Source organism: Massilia sp. 01N417 (assembly GCF_056399645.1).
The window spans coordinates 273331-290826 of sequence record NZ_JBFTRS010000002.1 but is presented as its reverse complement, the minus strand read 5'-3'; the positions used below and the strand labels follow the sequence as shown (position 1 = coordinate 290826).

Sequence of the window (17496 nt, the reverse complement as noted above, 5' to 3'; positions counted from 1 at the left end):
AACAGGGCGTCAGTGAAAGACATGGCTCAGGAAATTGTTCAACGTTAAGGTTCGATGTAACTATAGTGCAACGCAACATATAAATCTAATCACGTTCTCTGATGAGTCTTATATTGATCGTGAATGGAAATCGGGTACACTTGCAAACATCACATACGCAGCCCCAGAACGGACCCCATGAGCTTCCTCACGCTTGACCTGAACCTGCTCCGCGTCTTCGACGCCGTCATGACCGAGCAAAACCTGACCCGCGCCGCCGGCCACCTGGCAATGACCCAGCCCGCGGTGTCGAACGCCATCAAGCGCCTGCGCGAAAGCCTGGGCGACGAGCTCCTGATCCGTACCGCCTATGGCGTCAAGCCGACCCCGCGCGCCGAAGCGCTGTGGCCGGCCGTGCGCCAGGCACTGGCCGCGCTGGAAGCGGCGGTCATGCCGGAAACCTTCGATGTCTCCAAGGCCCAGGCCACCTTCCGCCTGGCGATGGCGGACGCCACCGCGGCGCTGTGGCTGCCGTCGCTGGTGCGTTCGATCGAAAAGGAAGCGCAGGGGGTGAATATCCGCATGGTGCCGCTGACCACGCGCGAGCCGCGGCCGATGCTGCTGCGCGGCGACATCGACCTGGCCGTCGGCTTCTTCCCCGGCGTGGCGGCCCAGCTGTCGTACGAGACCGGTTCGCCGATCCGCCATGAGCGCCTGTATTCGGGCGAATACGTGGCGGTGATGCGCAAGAACCACCCGCTGGCCCAGGGCAAGCTGGAACTGGACGATTACTGCAAGGCGAACCACCTGCTGGTGAGTTTTTCGGGCCGTGCCCATGGCCTGGTCGACGAGGCCCTGGCCCAGGTCGGCCGCGAGCGCCGCATCCTGCTGACCGTGAACCAGTTCTTCACCGCCGGCCGCGTGGTCGCCAACTCGGACCTGGTGACGGTGCTGCCGAAGCACCTGATCGCCTCGACCGGCGCCGCCGACGCGCTGGTATGGCGCGAACTGCCCTTCCAGCTGCCGGCCGTGCACCTGGACATGCTGTGGCACGAACGCGACGGCCGCAGCCCGGCCCACCGCTGGCTGCGCAAGAACCTCGAACAGATGTCGGCCGCGGCGCAGAAGACGCTGCCGCAGGCTTCGGAGGCGAATGTGAAGATGGAGAAGATTGCTTAAGCGGCGTTCCCGCTAAACCCCGTCGTCCCCGCGTAGGCGGGGGCCACGTTATTCAAACAAGCGGGGATGACGACGTTTAAAAGCCGCAGGTGCTAACAAGCGATTTGCTTATTTAATAGGCAGCTTGGTCGTATTCTTCACTTCCTCCATCACCGCATAGGTGTGCGTCTCGCGCACGCCCTTCTGCAGCAGGGTCTTGCCCAGGAACTCCCGGTATGCCGCCATGTCTTTCACGCGCGCCTTGACCAGGTAGTCGAAGCCGCCGGCGACCATATGGCATTCCAGCACCTCGGGAATCAGCTGGACGCTCTGTTTGAAGGCGTCGAAGACTTCCGGCGTGGTGCGGTCCAGCACCACTTCGATGAAGACCAGCAGCGATACGTCCAGCAGCACGGGATTCAGCTGGGCCGTGTAACCCATGATGTAGCCGGACTCGTGCAGCTTGCGCACGCGTTCCAGGCAGGCCGCGGGCGACAGGTTGACGCGGGCGGCCAGTTCGACGTTGCTGATACGCCCGTCGTTCTGCAGCTCGGCAAGGATTTTCTTGCTGATCTTGTCCAGCATGTTCTTCTCTCTCCACTATAAATATTATTTGGTGAAATTCTCTCACCAAAAACTATCTATTGCTAGTCTTCTGTAAAAACAGAATTAATCCAGAAGATTTCCCTCTACAATCGAATCATGTATTCACATTTTTGCTTGCGCCGGCCATCGCCCGATGGACCGGCGCTTTGCACATGTGGGCCCGGTCCGATTTTTATTCTTTTTCTAAAACTTCCATGAACATTGCCGCCACCCCGGCCATCACCTTCGTTCCCTTCGACGCCCTGCAGGCCGAGACCAAACGCGAACAGACTCCGCTGCGCGCCGCGATCACCGCCGCCTACCGCCGCGACGAGACCCAGGCCGTCGAATGGCTGCTGTCCCAGGGCGCCGCCGCTTCCGCCGACGCCTATATGCTGGCGCACCGCCTGGTGTCGGCGGTCCGCGAAAAGCGCACCCGCTCGTCCGGCGTGGACGCGCTGATGCACGAATTCTCGCTGTCGTCGGAAGAGGGCGTGGCCCTGATGTGCCTGGCGGAAGCCCTGCTGCGCATCCCGGACAGCGACACCGCCGACCGCCTGATCGCCGACAAGATCAGCAAGGGCGACTGGAAGAAGCACCTGGGCGAATCGCCGTCGCTGTTCGTGAACGCCGCCACCTGGGGCCTGCTCATCACCGGCAAGCTGGTCTCGAGCAGCAGCGAAAAGGGTCTCGGTTCGGCGCTGACCCGCCTGATCGCCAAGGGCGGCGAGCCGCTGATCCGCAAGGGCGTCGACATGGCCATGCGCATGCTGGGCAACCAGTTCGTGACCGGCCAGACCATCGATGAAGCGCTGAAGAACAGCCGCGAGAATGAAACCCGCGGCTACCGCTACTCCTACGACATGCTGGGCGAAGCGGCGCTGACGGAACTCGACGCCGAGAATTACTACGCTTCCTACGAAGCCGCGATCCACGCGATCGGCAAGGCCTCGAACGGCCGCGGCATCAAGGATGGTCCGGGCATCTCGATCAAGCTGTCGGCCCTGCATCCGCGGTACAGCCGCGCGCAGTACGCCCGCGTGATGGGTGAGCTGCTGCCGCGCGTGAAAAAACTGGTGCTGCTGGCCAAGCAGTACAACATCGGCATCAATATCGACGCCGAGGAAGCCGACCGCCTCGAGATTTCGCTGGACATGCTGGAAGCGCTGGCCTTCGACGCCGAACTGGCTGGATTCGAAGGCATCGGCCTGGTGATCCAGGCGTATCAAAAGCGCTGCCCCTTCGTGATCGACTACGTGGTCGACCTCGCCCGCCGCAGCAGCCGCAAGTTCATGGTGCGCCTGGTGAAAGGCGCTTATTGGGACGCCGAAATCAAGCGCGCCCAGGTCGACGGCTTGAGCGGCTACCCGGTCTACACGCGCAAGGTGTACACCGACGTCTCCTACCTCACCTGCGCGAAGAAGCTGCTGGCTGCGACCGACGTCATCTACGCCCAGTTCGCGACCCACAACGCGCACACCCTGTCCGTGATCTACACCTGGGCCAAGGCCGACGGCGTCTCGAACTACGAGTTCCAGTGCCTGCACGGCATGGGCGAGACCCTGTACGACCAGGTCGTGGGCGCCGACAAGCTCGGCAAGGCCTGCCGCATCTATGCGCCGGTCGGTTCGCACGAGACCCTGCTGGCCTACCTGGTGCGCCGCCTGCTGGAAAACGGCGCCAACTCGTCCTTCGTCAACCAGATCGTCGACGAGAGCGTGCCGATCGACACCCTGCTGGCCGATCCCTTCGAGCAGGCGCGCGCCGCCAAATGCCTGCCGCATCCGCGGATTCCGCTGCCGCTCGACCTGTACGGCGACGAGCGCAAGAACTCCGCCGGCCTCGACCTGGCCAACGAAGACGTGTTGCGCGGCCTGGCGGCCGAGCTGTCGGCCCCGCGCCACTACCTGGCGGCGCCGCTGGTCGACGGTCCGCTGGATGCCGTGGGCGCCGTCAACGTGATCAACCCGGCGCAATCGGCCGATATCGTCGGCCAGGTGACCGAAGCGACGGTCGCCGACGTCGACACCGCGCTGCAGGCGGCCGCGCAAGCCTTCCCGGCCTGGCAGGGCCTGGGCGCCGGCGCCCGCGCCGACATCATCGCCCGAGTCGGCAGCCTGTTCGAACGCGATATGGGCGAGCTGATGGCCCTGGCCGTGCGCGAAGCCGGCAAATCGCTGCCGAACGCGATCGCCGAGATCCGCGAGGCGGTCGATTTCCTTCGCTACTACGCGAACGAGATCCGCGAAACCGCCGCCGACGCGGCAGGCTCGGCGCCGACCGCGCTGGGCGCGGTCGCTTGTATCAGCCCATGGAACTTCCCGCTGGCGATCTTCACCGGCCAGGTGGCGGCCGCGCTGGCCGCCGGCAACGTGGTGCTGGCCAAGCCGGCCGAGCAGACCCCGCTGATCGCCTACCGCGCCGTGCAGCTGTTCCACGAAGCCGGCGTGCCGGTGGGCGCGCTGCAGCTGCTGCCGGGCCGCGGCGAAACCGTGGGCGCCGCCCTGACCTCCGATGCGCGCGTCAAAGGCGTGATCTTCACCGGGTCGACCGAAGTCGCCCAGCTGATCAACCGCACCCTGGCCGAACGTGCCCAGCGCGAAGGCCATGACATCCCCTTGATTGCCGAAACCGGCGGCCAGAACGCGCTGATCGTGGATTCCTCGGCGCTGCCGGAGCAGGTGGTGCAAGACGTGCTGAGCTCGGCGTTCGACAGCGCCGGCCAGCGCTGCTCGGCCCTGCGCGTGCTGTTCCTGCAGGAAGACATCGCGGATAAAACCATCAAGATGCTGAAGGGCGCGATGCAGGAACTGCGCGTCGGCGTGCCGGACCGCCTGGCCACCGACATCGGCCCGGTGATCGACCGCGAAGCCCAGCAGAACCTGCTGGCCCACATCGAGGCTACGCGCGCCAGCGCCAGGGCCCATTTCGCGCTGGAACTGCCGGCCGCGCTCGAGGCGCAAGGCACCTTCGTGCCGCCGACCGTGCTGGAAATCGGTTCGATGGCGGAACTGCAGCGCGAAGTCTTCGGTCCGGTGCTGCACATCGTGCGCTACCGCCGCGCCGACCTGGGCAAGGTGGTCGACACCATCAACGGCACCGGCTATGGCCTGACCCTGGGCGTGCATTCGCGCATCGACGAGACCATCGATTTCATCGTCTCGCGCGCCCACGTCGGCAATATCTACGTGAACCGCAACATCGTCGGCGCCGTGGTCGGCGTGCAGCCTTTCGGCGGCGAGGGCAAATCGGGTACCGGTCCGAAGGCCGGCGGTCCGCTCTACCTGAAGCGCCTGCAGAAGGAAGCCCCGGCGCTGCTGCAGCGTGCGCGCCACAGCAATCCGGCGCTGGACGCCCTGATGGGCTGGGCGCAGGCGAACGGCCATGGCGATATCGCCGTGCTGGCCGAGCAATACGCCACCACGACCCTGGACGGCATCAGCCTCACCTTGCCGGGCCCGACCGGCGAGCGCAACGTGCTCGGCTTCGTGCCGCGCGGCGCGATCCTGTGCGCGGCCAGCGATACCAAAGGCCTGCTGAACCAGCTGGCTGCGGTGCTGGTCACCGGCAACCGCGCGCTGGTGCTGGCGGATGCGCGCGACCCGGTGCTGTCGACCTTGCCGGCGGAAGTGAAGGAGCGCCTGCGCTTCATCGGTGAAGCCGAACTGGACAGCCTTGATATCCAGCTGGCGATGGTCGAACGTGGTTTGAAAGGAAATCTGCAGGCGAGACTGGCGGCCCGTCCCGGCGCCATCGTCGGCATCGTCGATACCCTGCCGGACCGGCCGGCCGCCCTGTGGCGGCTGGTGGCCGAACGGGCCCTGTGCGTCAACACGACGGCGGCTGGCGGTAACGCAAGCCTGATGACGCTGAGCTTGTAATCATAAAAAGAAATGACCGGGGCGCACGCCCCGGTTTTCACATGGTCAGCTGTTTAACTTGGTAACTTGGAGACAGACATGCTAGTTGGCGTTCCGAAAGAAATCAAAAACCATGAATATCGCGTCGGCCTGACCCCGCCCAGCGTCCACGAACTGGTGGCGCGTGGGCATCAGGTCCTGGTCCAGGCCGGCGCTGGGGCCGAGATCGGCCTGACAGACCAGCAATACGAAGTGGCGGGCGCAAGCATCGTCGCCGGCGCGCAGGAGATTTTTGCGCGCGCGGACATGATCGTGAAGGTCAAGGAGCCGCAGCCACAGGAATGCGCGATGCTGCGCGAAGGCCAGATCCTGTACACCTATCTGCACCTGGCGCCGGATCCGGAGCAGACCGCGGCCCTGGTCAAGTCGGGCGCGGTCTGCATCGCCTACGAAACCATCACCGGCCCCGGCGGCGGCCTGCCGCTGCTGGCGCCGATGAGCGAGGTGGCGGGACGGATGTCGATCCAGGCCGGCGCCAGCCACCTGGAAAAATCGAAGGGCGGCATGGGCCTGCTGCTGGGCGGCGTGCCGGGCGTGGCGCCGGGTCACGTGGTGATCATCGGTGCCGGCGTGGTCGGCACGAATGCGCTGCAGATGGCGGTCGGCACCGGCGCCCGGGTTACCGTTCTCGATAAAAACGTCGATCGCCTGCGCCAGCTCGACCTGGTCTACGGCAACCGGATCGCGACCCTCTACTCGAACGCCCACGCGATCGAGGAAGCGGTGGTATCAAGCGACCTGGTGATCGGCGGCGTACTGGTGCCCGGTGCGGCGGCACCGAAGCTGGTAACCCGCAACATGGTTTCGCGCATGAAGAAGGGCGCGGTGGTGGTCGACGTCGCGATCGACCAGGGCGGCTGCTTCGAGACCTCGCATCCGACCACGCACACCGATCCGACCTTCGTGGTCGACGGCGTGGTGCACTACTGCGTGGCGAACATGCCCGGCGCGGTGGCGCGGACCTCGACCTTCGCCTTGAACAACGCCACCATCGGCCACGCAGTCGCGCTGGCCATCAAGGGCTGGCGCCAGGCGCTGCGCGACGATCCGCACCTGAAGAACGGCTTGAACGTCTGCCAGGGCAAGGTGACCCATGCGGCCGTGGCGAAAGACCTCGGCTACGATTACGTGCCGGCGGACAGCCTGTTGGCCTGATTGTTCGCCTGGCAGAACTGCCTGACGATGTAGAAGGCATACTGCGCGGCCACGGACTTCACGAAACGCATGAAGTCGGTGGCCGCGTTTTCGTTGGCATTGTCGGAAATCGTGCGGATCACGCCGAAGGGGATGCCGAGCTCGAAACACACCTGCGCGACCGCGGCACCTTCCATTTCCACCGCCAGCAGACCCGGCAGAGCCTCGCCAAGGGCCCGGATACGCTCCCTGTGGCTGACGAACTGGTCGCCGCTGCCGACGAGCCCACGGTGCACCCGCGGCGCCTGCAGCCCGAATACGGCCCTTTCCTGGGCATTGATGGCCTGGACGAGATCGCGTTCGAGGAAGCGCTGGGCGGCGTGGCCGAGTTCCAGCGCCATCTGGCGGTCGCTGGAAAAATGGCTCAGGCCCGTCAACGGCACTTCATGACGCGGAAACAGCGGACTCGCATCCATGTCGTGCTGGACCAGGGATTCGGCCACCACGATGTCGCCGACACGCACCGAGGCATCGGCGGAACCGGCCACGCCCGTGAACAGGATGTGCGTAACTCCGAACTTCTCCACAAGCGTGGTGGCTGTCATGGCAGCTGCAACCTTGCCTATACGCGATAAAACGGCCACAGCGTCGATTTCCCAGAGTTTTCCTAGCCAGTACTCACGCATACCGTGGATGAGCTTGTAGGGCCCTTCCATGGCTTCTACGAGCCCCTGCTGTTCTTCGTGCAAGGCACTGATGATCCCTAATCGCATGTTTTTTCTGTCCTGGATGGCCTCAAAGGCGGGTTGACGGCGGTTTTGCTGCCCAGTGTTTTAATAAAACAAGATGTATATAAAAACTGGTAGTAGATAGTAAACGCCGCTTCTGCTGTGGATAAGCGGAGATTTTTCTACAGCGTCAACGGTTTACGTGCTGCCGGATGAGCTGGAAAAGCATTGTATCCAGCTTGAACCGATCTTGGACAAAAACGCTTTGGCCAGCAAAAAACCGGCTTCTGCACATTTGCCGCTGTGGATATGCAGGCGTTTTTCCACAGACGATGTGGTTTTGCAGCGGATTTGGTGGCTGAACTTGCCAGAAACGGCTGTGCAGCGGCCGCGTTCGCTTCATCCGCCGGCGTTCGCGTCGTCTCGTCATCTTCCTTCTCGCTCTTTTCTGTCTGCAGTCCAGGATCGCCATTCCCTGCGATGCGGTGGTATCCCGTTCTTCCTGTAGACCAATCGGGCGTTTGCCGAACAGCGGCTCTGCCGTCAGTCGCCAGTCGCCAGTCGCCAGCGACAGCGAAGCGGGATTTTTCCGTCTTGTCCACGCAAAGTCGCTTCTCTGTTTTAGTTAACTTGGATAGATATATAAATTGGTAGTGATAGTAAACGCGGCCGGATCTGTGGATAAGGTCGATTTTCTCCACATGCTCAAGGGTTTACCGGCGTTCGAAGCTGCTGGACAAGGCCTGTTTCTGGCGGGGACCAAAACTGGACAAAAAACCGGCTGTGGCTAAGTCGTGTGGTTTCGCACATTCGCTCCTGTGGATATTCATGGGCTTGTCCACAGAGCGGCCGGTTTCGCGTGCTGGAGACAAGGTCGAAGCCGGTTTTCCGGATGCTGAGGCGGCGTTGCCGGAGTCGGAAATTTTTTTTAGCCAGGCAATGGTCGGCAAGACTGGATCGTTTGCCAGCTGTTGCGGTCGAAGCCGGATGAGTCGCCGGGCTGTGGCCAGGCCGAAGTCGAAAATTTTTTTTTCGGCCAGGGCCGGCTTTTGGAAAGAGTCCTCAGGTTTACCCCCAAAAGTATGTATACAGAATAGTGGTAATAGTTAACGGAGGGTCTCATCTGTGGATAAGCAAGGTTTTGTCCACAAGATCAGGCGTTTACGTGCCGCATAAGCCGGTGGACCTGCCTTGTATGTGCTTGGTGGAAAAAATGGATAAAAAATCGGATTGTGCGAAAAGCCGGGTTTTCGCACAATCCGTACCTGTGGATATACAAACGCTTATCCACAGTTGCCGCAGCTTGACGATCTGGTAAGCTTGCTGAAGCGAAGCATCAACCGTGTGACATGGAGGGGGCAGCGTGGAAACGGCAGGGGAATACGACTACATCATCGTGGGCGCCGGCACCGCCGGTTGCGTGCTCGCCAACCGCCTGACCCGCAAGCCGGAGGTCCAGGTCTTGCTCATCGAGGCCGGCGGCAAGGACGACTACCTGTGGATTCACATCCCGGTCGGCTATCTCTACTGCATCGACAATCCGCGCACCGACTGGCTGTTCCGCACCGAAGCCGATCCCGGACTGGCCGGGCGCTCGCTGATCTACCCGCGCGGCAAGGTATTGGGCGGGTCGTCCTCGATCAACGGCATGATCTATATGCGCGGCCAGGCCGGCGATTACGACCGCTGGGCCGAGGTCAGCGGCGATCCGTCCTGGCGCTGGGAAAACGTGCTGCCCCTGTTCCGGGAGAGCGAAGACCATCACGGCGGCGCCAGCGAGATCCACGGCAGCGGCGGCGAATGGCGGGTCGAGCGCCAGCGCCTGTCCTGGGAAATCCTGGACGCCTTCCGCGAGGCGGCCGCCCAGAACGGGATTCCGAAAGTCACGGATTTCAATGGCGGCGATAACGCCGGCTGCGCCTATTTCGAAGTCAACCAGCGCCGCGGCATCCGCCTGAACACGGCCAAGGCCTTCCTGAAACCCGCTTCCCAGCGTCCGAACCTGACCATCATGACCGGCTGCCATGTGGAAAAGCTGATCATCGAGGCGACCGAGCAGGGCAAGGTCTGCCGCGGCGTGCAATTTACCGGCGGCGGACGGGCCTTCAGCGCCGGCGCGCGCCGCGAAACCCTGCTTGCCGCCGGCGCGATCGGCTCGCCGCACATCCTGCAACTGTCCGGTATCGGCCCGGCCGTCGGCCTGGCCAGGCAGGGCATCGAGCCGCTGGTCGATTCCCCGGGCGTCGGCGAAAACCTGCAGGACCATCTGCAGCTGCGCATGGTCTACCGCATCACCGGCGCGCCCTCGCTGAACACGACGGCCGCGAGCTGGTTCGGCAAGGCGAAGATCGGCCTCGAATACATGCTGTTCCAGAGCGGGCCGATGTCGATGGCGCCGTCCCAGCTGGGCGCCTTCGCCCGTTCCGACGCGAGCCAGGTGTCGCCGAATCTGCAATATCACGTGCAGCCGCTGTCGCTGGACAAGTTCGGCGACCCGCTGCACGGCTTTCCTGCCTTCACGGCCAGCGTCTGCAACCTGCGCCCGACCTCGCGCGGCCACGTGCGCGCCGCCTCGAACGACAGCTACGCGCCGCCGAAAATCACGCCGAACTACCTGAGTACGCCGGAAGACCGGCAAGTGGCGGCCCAGGCGCTGGCGCTGACCCGGCGCATCGTGGCCTCGCCGGCACTGGCTAAATACCGGCCGGAAGAGTTCAAGCCGGGCCCGCACTACCGCACGGAAGAGGAACTGGCCGAGGCGGCCGGCCTGATCGGTACCACGATCTTCCACCCGGTCGGCACCTGCAAGATGGGCAGGCGCGAGGATCCGATGGCGGTGGTCGACAGCGAATTGCGGGTCAAGGGCGTGCATGGGCTGCGCGTGGTCGACGCTTCCGTCATGCCTTTCATTACTTCCGGCAACACGAATTCGCCTACCTTGATGATCGCCGAGAAGACGGCCCAGCTGATCGCCGCACAGGGTGCGCAAAAATGCACAACGGGTTTGCGTTTGCACAGTACGTGACACGGACGCAACAGCAAACGATGTGTTGTATCTTGGAGAATCCTGAAAATATGTAAGTTTGGCAATGGAGGAGTGATGGCGGACGTCATTCTGGAGACACGCGAGCTGACGAAAGAATTCAAGGGGTTTACGGCGGTCAGCAGCGTCGACCTGCAGGTGCAGCGCGGCCATATTCATGCGCTGATCGGCCCCAATGGCGCCGGCAAGACCACCTGCTTCAACCTGCTGACCAAGTTCCTGGTGCCGTCCTCGGGCCGGATCCTGTTCAACGGGCGCGACATCACGGGCGCGAAACCGCCCCAGATCGCCCGCATGGGCATCATCCGTTCGTTCCAGATCTCGGCCGTCTTTCCCCACCTGACGGTGCTGGAAAACGTCCGCATCGGCCTGCAGCGCGCGCTGGGCACGAGTTTCCATTTCTGGCGCAGCGAACGCTCCCTCGACCAGCTGAACCAGCGCGCGATGGCGCTGCTCGAGGAAGTCGACCTCGGCAGCTTTGCCGACACCCTGACCGCCGATCTGCCCTACGGCCGCAAGCGCGCACTCGAAATCGCGACCACCCTGGGCATGGAGCCGGAACTGATGCTGCTCGACGAACCGACCCAGGGCATGGGCCACGAAGACGTGCACCGGGTGACGGAACTGATCAAGAAAGTATCGGCCGGACGCACGATCCTGATGGTCGAGCACAATATGAACGTGGTGTCCGGCATCTGCGACCGCATCTCGGTACTGCAGCGCGGCGCCATCCTGGCAGAAGGAAACTATGCCGAAGTCTCGCGTAATCCACAGGTGATGGAAGCCTATATGGGCACCGAAGCGCCACTCGAAGGAGCGCACTGATGGCGGCGGCACTGGAAATCCAGGACCTGCAGGCCTGGTACGGCGAATCGCACATCCTGCACGACGTCTCCCTGTCCGTCGACGAGGGCGAGGTCGTGACCCTGCTCGGCCGCAACGGCGCGGGACGCACGACGACCCTGCGCGCCATCATGGGCCTGACCGGCACCCGGCGCGGCTCGATCCGCGTCCACGGCACCGAGGCCATCCACCTGCCCACTTACAAGATCGCCCACCTGGGCATCGGCTATTGCCCGGAAGAGCGCGGCATCTTTGCCTCGCTGTCGACCGAGGAAAACCTGCTGCTGCCGCCCGTGCTGGCGGCCTCGAAGGGCAGGGCGGCCGGCATGTCGCTGGACGAGATCTACGAGATGTTCCCCAACCTGTACGAGCGCCGCAACAGCCAGGGCACGCGGCTGTCCGGCGGCGAGCAGCAGATGCTGGCGGTGGCGCGCATCCTGCGCACCGGCGCGCGGCTGCTGCTGCTGGACGAGATCTCGGAAGGCCTGGCGCCCGTCATCGTGCAGGCCCTGGCCCGCATGATCACGACCCTGAAGGCCAAGGGTTACACGATCGTGATGGTGGAACAGAACTTCCGCTTCGCGGCGCCGCTGGCCGACCGCTTCTATGTGATGGAGCACGGCCAGATCGTCAAGACCATCCGCGCGGCCGAGCTGCAGGCCAGCATGCCCGAACTCACCGAATTGCTAGGCGTTTGAATAACAACTTTCATTAACGGAGACGACCCATGAAACGCACCGCCATTGCCACCGCCACCGCCATCGCCGCCACCGCCGCGGCCGCCTTTTTGTCCATCCCCGCCCAGGCCCAGGTCTCGGGCGACACCATCAAGATCGGCATGATCACCGACCTGTCCGGCGTCTACTCGGACATCGACGGCAACGGCGGCGCCGAAGCGGTGCGCATGGCGATCGCCGACATGGGCGGCGCCATCAACGGCAAGAAGATCCAGTTCATCGTCGCCGACCACCAGAACAAGGCGGACATCGCCGCCAGCAAGGCGAGGGAATGGTTCGACCAGCAGGGCGTCGACATGCTGATCGGCGGCACCAATTCGGGCGCCAGCCTGGCGATGGCCAAGGTTGCCGCGGAAAAGAAAAAAGTCTTCATCGCCATCGGCGCCGGCTCGGCAAGGCTCACCAACGAGGAATGCTCGCCCTACACCGTGCACTACGCCTACGACACCGTGGCGCTGGCGCGCGGCACCGGCGCCACCATGGTCAAGCAGGGCGGCAAGAGCTGGTACTTCCTGACCGCCGACTACGCCTTCGGCCAGTCGCTCGAGAAGGACACCACCGAGGTCATCAAGGCCAACGGCGGCACCGTGCTCGGCAGCGTGAAGCACCCGCTGGGCGCTTCCGACTTCTCGTCCTTCCTGCTGCAGGCCCAGGCTTCGAAGGCGCAGGTGCTGGGCCTGGCGAACGCCGGCGGCGACTTCATCAACTCCGTCAAAGCCGCCAATGAATTCGGCCTGACCAAGAAGATGAAGGTGGCCGGCCTGCTGGTGTTCATCAACGATATCCACACCCTCGGCCTGAACACGACCCAGGGCCTGTACCTGACCGACGGCTGGTACTGGGACCAGAACGACGCCACCCGCGCCTGGTCGAAGCGCTACTTCGCCAAGATGAAGAAGCAGCCCTCGATGCTGCAGGCGGCCGACTACTCGGCCACGACGAACTACCTGAACGCGGTGAAGGCGGTCGGCAGCGACGACGCCGACAAGGTCATGGCCCACCTGAAAAAGACCAAGATCAACGACATGTTCGCCAAGAACGGCGAAATCCGCCCGGACGGCCGCATGGTCTACGACATGTACCTGATGCAAGTCAAAACGCCGAAGGAATCGAAGGGGGCTTGGGATTACTACAAGGTCGTGGCGACCATTCCGGGTTCGCAGGCTTATACGACCAAGGCCGAATCCAAGTGCTCGGCTTGGAAGTAATCGTTTGACCGTCACGCCGGGCATTGCCCGACGTGACTTCCCGCGATAACTCTACACCGTCGTCCCCGCGAAGGCGGGGATCCAAGTTCATGGCATATCGCCAAACTTGGGTTCCCGCCTGCGCGGGAACGACGGGCGTACTTAGCCTGAACTCATATGCAAATCTTCGGCGTCCCCCTGCAAGCCATGCTGAGCCAGCTCCTGCTGGGCCTGGTCAACGGCTCTTTCTATGCGATGCTGTCGCTGGGCCTGGCCGTGATCTTCGGCCTGCTCAACGTCATCAATTTCTCGCATGGCGCGCTGTACATGATGGGCGCCTTTGCCGCCTTCATCGGCGTCACCTCCTTCGGCCTGAACTACTGGGTGATGCTGGTGCTGGCACCGCTGCTGGTCGGGGTGTTCGGCATCCTGGTCGAGAAGTCGATGCTGCGCTGGCTCTATAAACTGGACCACCTGTACGGCTTGCTGCTGACCTTCGGCATCACCTTGCTGCTGGAAGGCGTGTTCCGCTCCTTCTATGGCGTTTCCGGCCAGACCCTCGACGTGCCGGATGCCCTGTCGGGCGCCACCGATCTCGGCTTCATGATCCTGCCGAACTACCGCGCCTGGGTGGTCGCGGCGTCGCTGACGGTCTGCCTGGCGACCTGGTTCGTGATCGAAAAGACGAGATTGGGCGCCTACCTGCGCGCCGGTACCGAGAACCCGAAACTGGTCGAAGCCTTCGGCGTCAACGTACCGCTGATGGTGACCCTCACCTATGGCTTCGGCGTCGCCCTGGCGGGCTTTGCCGGGGTGCTGGCGGCGCCCGTCATCAACGTCACGCCGCTGATGGGTTCCAACCTCATCATCGTCGTATTCGCCGTGGTCGTGATCGGCGGCATGGGCTCGATCCTCGGTTCCATCGTCACCGGCCTGGGCCTGGGCGTGATCGAGGGCCTGACCCGCGTCTATTACCCGGAAGCGTCGGAAGTGGTGGTGTTCGTCGTGATGGTGATCGTGCTGCTGCTGCGTCCGGCAGGTTTGTTCGGCAAGGAAAAGTGATATGAATCGAAAACTCGGCTACACCCTTGCCCTGCTGGTCGCCCTGGCCGCTCCCTTCGTCGGCTATCCGGTGTTCCTGATGAAGCTGCTGTGCTTCGGCCTGTTCGCCTGCGCCTTCAACCTCTTGATCGGCTATACGGGCCTGCTGTCCTTCGGCCATGCCGCCTTCTTCGGCGGCGCCGGCTACGTGACCGGCTACGCGCTGACGGCGCTGGGCCTGCCCTTCGAGGCCGGCCTCGTGCTGGGCGTGCTGGCGGCCGGCGCCATCGGCCTCGTGATGGGCTTGCTGGCGATCCGCCGCCAGGGCATCTATTTTTCGATGATCACCCTGGCGCTGGCCCAGATGGTGTACTTCGGCGCCCTGCGCGCGCCCTTCACGCACGGCGAGGACGGCTTGCAGGGCGTGCCGCGCGGCAAGCTGCTGGGCCTGCTCGACCTCGGCAACGACCTCACCATGTACTACGTGGTGCTGGCCCTGTTCGTGGCCGGCTTCGTGCTGATCGTGCGCATCATCCATTCGCCCTTCGGCCAGGTGCTGAAGGCGGTCAAGGAAAACGAGCCACGCGCCATTTCCCTGGGCTATGACGTGGACAAGGTCAAGCTGCTGGCCTTCGTGCTCTCCAGCGCCCTGGCGGGCCTCGCAGGGGCCACCAAGACCGTGGTGCTGGGCTTCGAGACCCTCACCGACGTGCACTGGACCATGTCCGGCCTGGTCATCCTGATGACCCTGGTGGGCGGCATGGGGACGCTGGCCGGGCCGGTGCTGGGCGCCTTCCTGGTGGTGGCCCTGGAAAACAAGCTCGGCGACGTAGGGAACTTCCTCGCCGAAGCGACCCATGTAGAATGGTTTGCGTCACTCGGCGAATCGGTCGGCATCGTTACCGGGCTGATCTTTGTTGCCTGCGTGCTGCTGTTCCGGCGCGGCATCGTCGGCGAGATCGCGGCGGCTCTGGATGCCGCCAAGCGCGGGAGCAGGGCGGCCTAACACACAGGAGGCGCTTGTGATCGACGAATCCCTGATGCTGGATGCGAACGGCATCCGCATGCACGCCACCACGACCGGGCAGGGGCCTGTGGTCCTTCTCCTGCACGGTTTTCCCGATACCCACATCGTCTGGCGCAAGCAGATACCGGTGCTGGCCCAGGCCGGTTTCCGCGCGCTGGCGCCCGACCTGCGCGGCTACGGCCGCACGGATGCGCCGCCCCACGTGCTCGACTACACGCTCGACAAGATCCGGGCCGACCTGCTGGGCCTGCTGGATGCGCTGAAGATCGACAAGGTGACGATCGTCGGCCACGACTGGGGCGGCATCCTCGGCTGGCAGCTGGCGTCCATGGTGCCGCAGCGCGTCGAGCGCCTGGCGGTGCTGTCGACCGGCCACCCGAAGGCGATCGCCCACGCCGGCATCCTGCAGCGGTTGCGGATGGCCTATATCCCGCTGTTCTGCATGCCGGGCATTGCCGAAGCCATGCTGCGCGCGGCGGACTGGTTCGCGCTGCGCCAGTTCACCAGCGAGCCCGGCCAGGCCGATTTCTGGAAGCGCGATCTCAGTCCGCCGGGACGGCTGACGGCGGCGCTCAACTATTACCGCGCCAACCTCAAGCTGGCGCTGCCGCAATCCTACCCGCGCGTCAAAGTGCCGGTGATGGGCATCTGGAGCGACCGCGATCCGGCCCTGGGCGAAAAACAGATGCGCGATTCGGCGCATTACGTGGACGGTGAGTTCCGCTTCGAACGTATCCGCGACGCCGACCACTGGCTGCAGTTGACGGCGCATGAGCGGGTGAATGCCTTGCTGCTGGATTTTCTTGAGGCGAAGAAAGTCTAGATACGTTGTCCCCGCGAAAGCGGAATCGAAAGCTACAGCGCCGCCGCGTAGATGGCCCGCGCATCCTCGCGCGTCAGCTCCCGCGGATTGTTCCCCAGCAACCTGGTCTGCAGCATCGCTTCGTCAGCCAGACGGTCCAGGTCGCGTTCCGTGATGCCGACCTGCTGCAGCGTCGTCTCCACTCCCGTGATCTTGGCGATCTGCTGCATCGCAACAATCAAGGCTTGGGCGCGCGCTTCTTCGCTGCCGCTGGCGTGGGGCACGACGATGCCGGCCAGTTCCGCATAGTGCCCGCTGGCGGCCGGTAAATTAAAACGCAGCACATGCGGCAGCACGAGCGAGTTCGACAGTCCGTGGGCCACGTGGAAGATGCCGCCGATCGGGTAAGCCAGCGCATGGACGGCGGCCACCGGGGCGTTGGAAAAGGCCTGGCCGGCCAGGCAGGCGCCCAGCAGCATGGCCTGGCGGGCGTCGAGGTCGTGGCCGTTCTCGCAGGCTTTGACGATGTTTGCCGACAGCAGGGACAGCGCGTGGCGCGCCAGCATGTCCGACAGCGGATTCTTCTTGTGGCGGCTGGTATAGGCTTCGATCGCGTGCACCATGGCGTCGATGCCGGTGGCGGCGGTGACCACCGGCGGCAGGCCGACCGTCAGGCTCGCATCGAGCAGCGCCAGGTCGGCGTAGAGCTGGGGAGCGACCACGCCCATCTTGGTGGTCTCGCCGGTGGTGACGATGGCGATGTTGGTGACTTCCGAGCCGGTGCCGGCGGTGGTCGGCACCTGTACCAGCGGCAGGCGCTTGCCGACGACCTTGCCGATGCCGTACATCTCGGCCAGCGCTTGTTCGCTGCCGGCCAGCACCGCGACCAGCTTGGCGACGTCCATCGAGCTGCCGCCGCCCAGGCCGATCACCAGTTCCGTTCCCTGGCGGCGCGCGAAGCGGGCCGCGGCCTCGACCACGGCTTCCGGCGGATCGGCGAGCACATCCGAGTACACCACCACCTGCATGCCCTGGCGTTCCAGGCTGGCGCGCCGCGGCTCGACCAGGCCGGTGCGCAGGAAGCCTGGATCGGTGACGATCAGCACCCGACGCAGGCCCGGGAAACGTTCGGCGACGAGCTGACCGAGCCTGAGCGAGGCGCCGGGTTCGGACACGATGCTGGACACGGTGCTGAAGCTGAATGCGGGGATGGCGGTACTCATCGACGGCGTCTCCTTTTGGTTTTGCGTTTGCTCAAGCTTACACCAGCTAGCCTCTTTCATTACCGTACAATGGCGGTTTCCTCGTATGC

General features: G+C 64.0%; 14 protein-coding genes. 10 read left to right on the top strand and 4 right to left on the bottom strand.

From position 1 onward, the window contains the following. Window positions 1-177: 177 nt before the first annotated feature. Window positions 178-1158, top strand: coding sequence for a LysR family transcriptional regulator (locus AC1DOQ_RS03440; RefSeq protein WP_442123922.1), 981 nt, complete (start codon window positions 178-180; stop codon window positions 1156-1158). A gap of 108 nt (window positions 1159-1266) precedes the next feature. On the opposite strand, the gene AC1DOQ_RS03435 is transcribed toward AC1DOQ_RS03440, so the two are convergent. Then, the gene (locus tag AC1DOQ_RS03435) at window positions 1267-1722 is read right to left on the bottom strand and encodes an Lrp/AsnC ligand binding domain-containing protein (protein ID WP_435570377.1); all 456 of its coding nucleotides are present in this window, start codon (window positions 1720-1722) and stop codon (window positions 1267-1269) included. Window positions 1723-1937: 215 nt separating this feature from the next. Between AC1DOQ_RS03435 and putA the strand changes: the two genes are divergently transcribed. Beyond that, complete coding sequence (gene putA, locus AC1DOQ_RS03430) at window positions 1938-5603, top strand: trifunctional transcriptional regulator/proline dehydrogenase/L-glutamate gamma-semialdehyde dehydrogenase (RefSeq protein ID WP_477360291.1); 3666 nt, start codon at window positions 1938-1940, stop codon at window positions 5601-5603. A gap of 78 nt (window positions 5604-5681) precedes the next feature. After that, window positions 5682-6797, top strand: coding sequence for an alanine dehydrogenase (ald, locus tag AC1DOQ_RS03425; RefSeq protein WP_477360289.1), 1116 nt, complete (start codon window positions 5682-5684; stop codon window positions 6795-6797). Here the strand turns inward: ald and AC1DOQ_RS03420 are convergent. Together AC1DOQ_RS03420 and AC1DOQ_RS03415 are read right to left on the bottom strand one after the other, a co-directional pair. Then, window positions 6767-7549: a 5'-methylthioadenosine/adenosylhomocysteine nucleosidase gene (locus AC1DOQ_RS03420; RefSeq protein WP_477360287.1), complete on the bottom strand. Its 783-nt coding sequence runs from the start codon at window positions 7547-7549 to the stop codon at window positions 6767-6769. The two genes, ald and AC1DOQ_RS03420, sit on opposite strands and share 31 nt — an antisense overlap. Before the next feature lie 137 nt (window positions 7550-7686). Next, window positions 7687-8106, bottom strand: coding sequence for a hypothetical protein (locus AC1DOQ_RS03415; RefSeq protein WP_477360285.1), 420 nt, complete (start codon window positions 8104-8106; stop codon window positions 7687-7689). A 761-nt stretch (window positions 8107-8867) separates the two neighbouring features. Here AC1DOQ_RS03415 and AC1DOQ_RS03410 point away from each other — a divergent pair. From AC1DOQ_RS03410 to AC1DOQ_RS03380, 7 genes are all read left to right on the top strand, one after another. Beyond that, window positions 8868-10529 (top strand): GMC family oxidoreductase, encoded by a 1662-nt coding sequence (locus AC1DOQ_RS03410; RefSeq protein ID WP_477360283.1) that lies wholly within the window; start codon window positions 8868-8870, stop codon window positions 10527-10529. 75 nt (window positions 10530-10604) lie between these two features. Next, a complete protein-coding gene (locus tag AC1DOQ_RS03405) occupies window positions 10605-11372 on the top strand; it encodes an ABC transporter ATP-binding protein (protein WP_477360281.1) in 768 nt (255 codons plus the stop codon). Beyond that, entirely contained in the window at window positions 11372-12088 is a 717-nt protein-coding gene (locus tag AC1DOQ_RS03400; protein WP_477360279.1) for an ABC transporter ATP-binding protein, read from the top strand. The genes AC1DOQ_RS03405 and AC1DOQ_RS03400 overlap by 1 nt, the downstream gene beginning before the upstream one ends. Window positions 12089-12117: 29 nt before the next feature. Continuing rightward, window positions 12118-13335, top strand: a complete 1218-nt coding sequence (locus tag AC1DOQ_RS03395; protein ID WP_477360277.1) for an ABC transporter substrate-binding protein — start codon at window positions 12118-12120, stop codon at window positions 13333-13335. A 156-nt stretch (window positions 13336-13491) separates the two neighbouring features. After that, window positions 13492-14376, top strand: a complete 885-nt coding sequence (locus AC1DOQ_RS03390) for a branched-chain amino acid ABC transporter permease (protein WP_477360275.1) — start codon at window positions 13492-13494, stop codon at window positions 14374-14376. Window position 14377: 1 nt separating this feature from the next. Then, window positions 14378-15361 (top strand): branched-chain amino acid ABC transporter permease, encoded by a 984-nt coding sequence (locus AC1DOQ_RS03385; protein WP_477360273.1) that lies wholly within the window; start codon window positions 14378-14380, stop codon window positions 15359-15361. Window positions 15362-15377: 16 nt separating this feature from the next. After that, entirely contained in the window at window positions 15378-16205 is an 828-nt protein-coding gene (locus AC1DOQ_RS03380; protein WP_477360271.1) for an alpha/beta fold hydrolase, read from the top strand. 32 nt (window positions 16206-16237) lie between these two features. On the opposite strand, the gene AC1DOQ_RS03375 is transcribed toward AC1DOQ_RS03380, so the two are convergent. Beyond that, window positions 16238-17395, bottom strand: a complete 1158-nt coding sequence (locus tag AC1DOQ_RS03375; RefSeq protein ID WP_477360427.1) for an iron-containing alcohol dehydrogenase — start codon at window positions 17393-17395, stop codon at window positions 16238-16240. Window positions 17396-17496: the final 101 nt, after the last annotated feature.

What these genes read in the sequence shown, in the direction of transcription:
- AC1DOQ_RS03440 (WP_442123922.1), top strand. Translation starts at nt 178, where the DNA reads ATGAGCTTCCTCACGCTTGACCTGAACCTGCTCCGCGTCTTCGACGCC.
- AC1DOQ_RS03435 (WP_435570377.1), bottom strand. Translation starts at nt 1,722, where the DNA reads ATGCTGGACAAGATCAGCAAGAAAATCCTTGCCGAGCTGCAGAACGAC.
- putA (WP_477360291.1), top strand. Translation starts at nt 1,938, where the DNA reads ATGAACATTGCCGCCACCCCGGCCATCACCTTCGTTCCCTTCGACGCC.
- ald (WP_477360289.1), top strand. Translation starts at nt 5,682, where the DNA reads ATGCTAGTTGGCGTTCCGAAAGAAATCAAAAACCATGAATATCGCGTC.
- AC1DOQ_RS03420 (WP_477360287.1), bottom strand. Translation starts at nt 7,549, where the DNA reads ATGCGATTAGGGATCATCAGTGCCTTGCACGAAGAACAGCAGGGGCTC.
- AC1DOQ_RS03405 (WP_477360281.1), top strand. Translation starts at nt 10,605, where the DNA reads ATGGCGGACGTCATTCTGGAGACACGCGAGCTGACGAAAGAATTCAAG.
- AC1DOQ_RS03400 (WP_477360279.1), top strand. Translation starts at nt 11,372, where the DNA reads ATGGCGGCGGCACTGGAAATCCAGGACCTGCAGGCCTGGTACGGCGAA.
- AC1DOQ_RS03395 (WP_477360277.1), top strand. Translation starts at nt 12,118, where the DNA reads ATGAAACGCACCGCCATTGCCACCGCCACCGCCATCGCCGCCACCGCC.
- AC1DOQ_RS03390 (WP_477360275.1), top strand. Translation starts at nt 13,492, where the DNA reads ATGCAAATCTTCGGCGTCCCCCTGCAAGCCATGCTGAGCCAGCTCCTG.
- AC1DOQ_RS03385 (WP_477360273.1), top strand. Translation starts at nt 14,378, where the DNA reads ATGAATCGAAAACTCGGCTACACCCTTGCCCTGCTGGTCGCCCTGGCC.